Source organism: Citrobacter sp. Cc139 (assembly GCF_030334645.1).
Classification (GTDB): Bacteria; Pseudomonadota; Gammaproteobacteria; order Enterobacterales; family Enterobacteriaceae; genus Citrobacter; species Citrobacter werkmanii.
Genome location: NZ_JAOWDM010000056.1, coordinates 1 through 4,234, shown reverse-complemented (window position 1 = coordinate 4,234; position 4,234 = coordinate 1). Strand labels below are relative to the sequence as shown.

Here is a 4,234-nt window from a genome sequence, read left to right as displayed (position 1 = left end):
TTCCTCCAGGCTACCGGGCCGGGCGCGAGGTAGCGTCCTTGCAAAGCGCGCCCTGAGCCAGCATCCATGCTGGCTCTCCCAGCCTTACGGAAACACGTCGGCAATTTTCAGCCGGACCTGCCCACACCTGACCTCCTGCACTTTTATTTGAACAGCGAAACAGATTTAACTGGAAATCAGAGAGTTGAAGCGATGACCCCGGTCCGGCTGAAAATCGATGAGGCGTTGACGGCTGACCGGGTCTGCCCGCAGGGATGCGGGCAGAGGGGACGGCCTGCATGGATGCAGGCTCGGCCCCGACCCGACAGGCAGACGGAATAAGACGAATAACTCGCGCAGCGACGATTTTCCCGCCGGGAGCCTGGGTTGCAAGGGAGGCGGCGGTAAGCCTCCCTTGCACGTTCACGGGTAACGGCGTTTCAGAGAAATGACACCGCGGAGGTGAACGGAACCCTGAGCCAGAATCACATGTCCTTCATAATACTTAACTGACAAGCATTAGATCGCTACGGCGCGGCTTTTCCGGCATCAAGTATTCATAGGGTGTATGCTATAAGCGGTGGAGGTCATACAATCGTATGGATATAAATCATTATGTTGCGCAATACGGCTATGCCGCATTAGTGATTGGCAGTCTGGCTGAAGGGGAAACCATTACCCTGTTAGGCGGCGTCGCGGCCCATCAGGGAGTACTTAAATTTCCGCTGGTGGTGCTCTCCGTCGCGCTGGGCGGGATGATTGGCGATCAGTTGCTCTATTTACTCGGACGTCGTTTTGGCGGCAAAATTCTGCGGCGTTTTTCGCGTCATCAGGCAAAAATTGATTACGCGCAGAAGATGATCCAACGGCGTCCTTATCTGTTCGTGGTCGGCACGCGTTTTATGTACGGTTTTCGCGTTATTGGCCCTTTGCTGATTGGCGCCAGTCACCTGCCACCGAAGATCTTTTTACCGCTCAATATTCTCGGGGCGCTGGTGTGGGCGCTGATATTTACCACTCTGGGTTATGTGGGGGGAGAAGTCATCGCGCCGTGGCTGCACAATCTCGACCAGCACATTAAGCACTGGATATGGCTGGTTCTGGTGATTGTACTGGTGGTAGGCGCGCGCTGGTGGTTGAAAAAACGCAGCAGCAAGAAGACGGCCCGGTAGAGCGGCATCTACCGGGCAGGTGTGTTACGACGCGTGGTAACCGCCGCCCAGCGCGCTGGTCAACTGAATGGAAGCATCCAGCCACTGGCCTTGCAATACCAGACCGTTACACTGCTCACGTAACGCCGGGATCTTTGCTTCGCTGACCCGGGAACCCGCGATAATCCCGGCGTTAAATCGCGCCTGCGCAAGTCCCACCACACGCTGTGCATCATGTTCGATCTGCTGCTGATGCTGATTCTTCTGCGCCAGTGTTTCCACCTGCGATGCGGCACGCGCCACGTCATTCACCGCATCTACCACGGCTTTGTTGTAATTCGCCACCGTCAGGTTGCTTTGCGCTTTGGTGATATCAAGATTGGCATTCAATCTGCCGCTGTCGAAAATAGGCAGCGTGAGTCCGGCTGTGACCCCCATCTGCTGCGCGGAATGGCGGAACAGATCGCTCAGATGTAACGCATCTTGTTGTAAAAACGCCATCAAATTCACGTCCGGATAAAACGCGGCTTTGGCCGCATCAATGCTGCTCAGGGATGATTCAATATACCAGTGCGCGGCCTGTAAATCCGGTCGACGGGCCAGCAGCGAATAACCTAACTGAGACGGGAGCTGGCTTTCTACGGTAGGTAACTTACTGGTATGCAGTTTCAGAACGGTAGACTGTGAATTAGTCAGGGCGCTCAGCCGCGCCTCAATCACTTTCATTTTGCCGTTAACATCGTTCAGCTGCTGATCCGTTTTACTGGAATCGATATCGGTCTCCACGCCTTCCACTGATGAGGTAATGCCGTTTTGATACAGCTGACGATCGACGGTTATCACGTTCTGTTGCTCATTTTTAATCTGCGTCAGTACGCTTTTCAGTGCCGCCTGCGTCTGCCATTCCCAGTACAGACGCGAAACACCGCTCGCCAGCAGTTGGCGGGTTTGTTCACGCTCAGCTTCACGCGCTTTAACGGCCCCAATACGCGCCGTCACTTCGGCCCGATTTTTCCCCCACAGATCCAGATTCCAGCCGGCGGTTAAACCAAAGGTCCCGTTGGTGTACCACGGGCCTGTCGTTCCGGCGGCAGGATCGGTAATGGCAAACGGTCCCATCAGCCCTTCAGCTGACATTCTCTGACGCTCAACGTCCGCAGAAAAATCGATCTCCGGACCATCCTGCGCCTCAACGGCCTTCGCCTGCGCCTCCGCCAGTTGAATGCGCTGTTCCGCCACCTGCATATCAGGAGAGTTTCGCAACGTGCTGTCAATCAGCGCATTAAGCTGAGGATCGTGGTATGCCTTCCACCATTGGCTGTCCGGCCAGCCATTTTTTAACGCCGCAGGTAAGGCGGAATCGACATTCGCAGCAGGGGTCTGCTGCGACAGAGATTGACGGTCATCATGCATAGGCGCACAGCCAGCCATGAGAATAAAAAGGGGCAACAATGCCGTCGCGGCAAAAACAGAATTACGATTCATGGAGATATACAGGTAAGAAAAGATGCGTAGAGAGTACGACTTGTCGCTGTTACTTTTTTAGTTACGCGTGGCAATACATCTTTGGCAATAAAAATATATAATCAGAAAAATATACACGACACAAATAATATAGATTAAATAATTTTAATAATTTATAGATGGAACCCTTATGTCACAGAATATTTATGACGACCCGGAATTCTTTGCCGGATATGCCACGCTGGATCGTTCAGTAAAAGGGCTTGATGGCGCACCGGAATGGCCAGCAATACAGGCTATGCTCCCCGCTCTGCAGGGTAAAAACATTCTCGATTTGGGCTGTGGATATGGCTGGTTTTGCCGCTACGCGCGCGATAATCATGCCGCCAGCGTCGTGGGGCTGGATATCTCACAAAAGATGTTAACCCAGGCGCATAATATGACTCACGGCAATGGCATCGTCTATCGCCGTGAAGATCTCGAAACGCTTACGCTCCAGCCGGCGTCTTTCGACCTGGCGTATAGCTCCCTTGCCCTGCACTATTTACACGATATTGAACGATTATTCGTAACGATTTACCAGGCATTAACACCGGGAGGCATGTTGGTTTTCTCTGCCGAGCACCCCATTTATACCGCACCGCTTAACCAGGGCTGGATAAAAGACAAAACCGGGCAACTGTCCTGGCCGGTTAATCATTACCAACAAGAAGGCGAGCGTATCAGTAACTGGTTTGCTGAAGGCGTTAAAAAACAGCACCGCAAGCTGGCGACCTGGATTAACGCGCTCATTGCCGCCGGATTCGACATTGTGTGTGTTGATGAATGGGGACCCTCTGCTCAGCAGATTGCTGAAAACCCGGCGCTGGATGAAGAAAAAGAGCGGCCAATGGTGTTTCTGCTAAGCGCACGTAAACCCGCATAACAGCGCCACCAGGCAGAATAGTTGATACTTTCCTATACTCAATCTGAATTTACCAAAAAAAGGAAAGTTAATGAAAATTCTGCTGTGGATTATTCTAATTATTTTTCTGATTGGACTGTTGGTGGTAACCGGCGTGTTTAAGATGATTTTCTGAAAAAAGGTTACTCCGGTGGTAATGAATTTGTTGCCTCCGGTGTATTGCTACGTTCACCTTATGTACTTCACTTCTCTGAAACGATACTGCCTGTGAACGTGTTAAGGGTGCTATCGCCGTACCCTTAACAATCCCGGCTCCCGGCAGGAAAATTGCCACTTCGTGGTTCCCTCCGCTTATTCCTCCAGGCTACCGGGCCGGGCGCGAGGTAGCGTCCTTGCAAAGCGCGCCCTGAGCCAGCATCCATGCTGGCTCTCCCAGCCTTACGGAAACACGTCGGCAATTTTCAGCCGGACCTGCCCACACCTGACCTCCTGCACTTTTATTTGAACAGCGAAACAGATTTAACTGGAAATCAGAGAGTTGAAGCGATGACCCCGGTCCGGCTGAAAATCGATGAGGCGTTGACGGCTGACCGGGTCTGCCCGCAGGGATGCGGGCAGAGGGGACGGCCTGCATGGATGCAGGCTCGGCCCCGACCCGACAGGCAGACGGAATAAGACGAATAACTCGCGCAGCGACGATTTTCCCGCCGGGAGCCTGGGTTGCAAGGGAGGCGGC

Annotated in this window: 5 protein-coding genes; 3 read left to right on the top strand and 2 right to left on the bottom strand. The window is 53.1% G+C overall.

From position 1 onward, the window contains the following. The first annotated feature begins 578 nt into the window (after nt 1-578). Nucleotides 579-1,151 carry a DedA family protein gene (locus OGV69_RS01890; protein WP_038641956.1) on the top strand — a complete coding sequence of 191 codons (573 nt, stop codon included), beginning with the start codon at nt 579-581 and terminating at the stop codon, nt 1,149-1,151. Between the two features lie 24 nt (nt 1,152-1,175). Here OGV69_RS01890 and mdtQ read toward each other — a convergent pair whose 3' ends face one another. Further along, nucleotides 1,176-2,615 (bottom strand): multidrug resistance outer membrane protein MdtQ, encoded by a 1,440-nt coding sequence (mdtQ, locus tag OGV69_RS01885; RefSeq protein ID WP_038641958.1) that lies wholly within the window; start codon nt 2,613-2,615, stop codon nt 1,176-1,178. Nucleotides 2,616-2,784: 169 nt separating this feature from the next. Here mdtQ and OGV69_RS01880 point away from each other — a divergent pair, with 169 nt between their 5' ends. Continuing rightward, nucleotides 2,785-3,519 carry a class I SAM-dependent methyltransferase gene (locus OGV69_RS01880; protein ID WP_038641960.1) on the top strand — a complete coding sequence of 245 codons (735 nt, stop codon included), beginning with the start codon at nt 2,785-2,787 and terminating at the stop codon, nt 3,517-3,519. A 70-nt stretch (nt 3,520-3,589) separates the two neighbouring features. Then, nucleotides 3,590-3,673 carry a small membrane protein YohP gene (gene yohP, locus OGV69_RS25285; RefSeq protein ID WP_087855921.1) on the top strand — a complete coding sequence of 28 codons (84 nt, stop codon included), beginning with the start codon at nt 3,590-3,592 and terminating at the stop codon, nt 3,671-3,673. Nucleotides 3,674-3,862: 189 nt separating this feature from the next. Here yohP and OGV69_RS01875 read toward each other — a convergent pair. After that, nucleotides 3,863-4,234 (bottom strand): hypothetical protein (locus OGV69_RS01875; protein WP_227409686.1); only part of this gene is annotated, 372 nt, incomplete at its 5' end.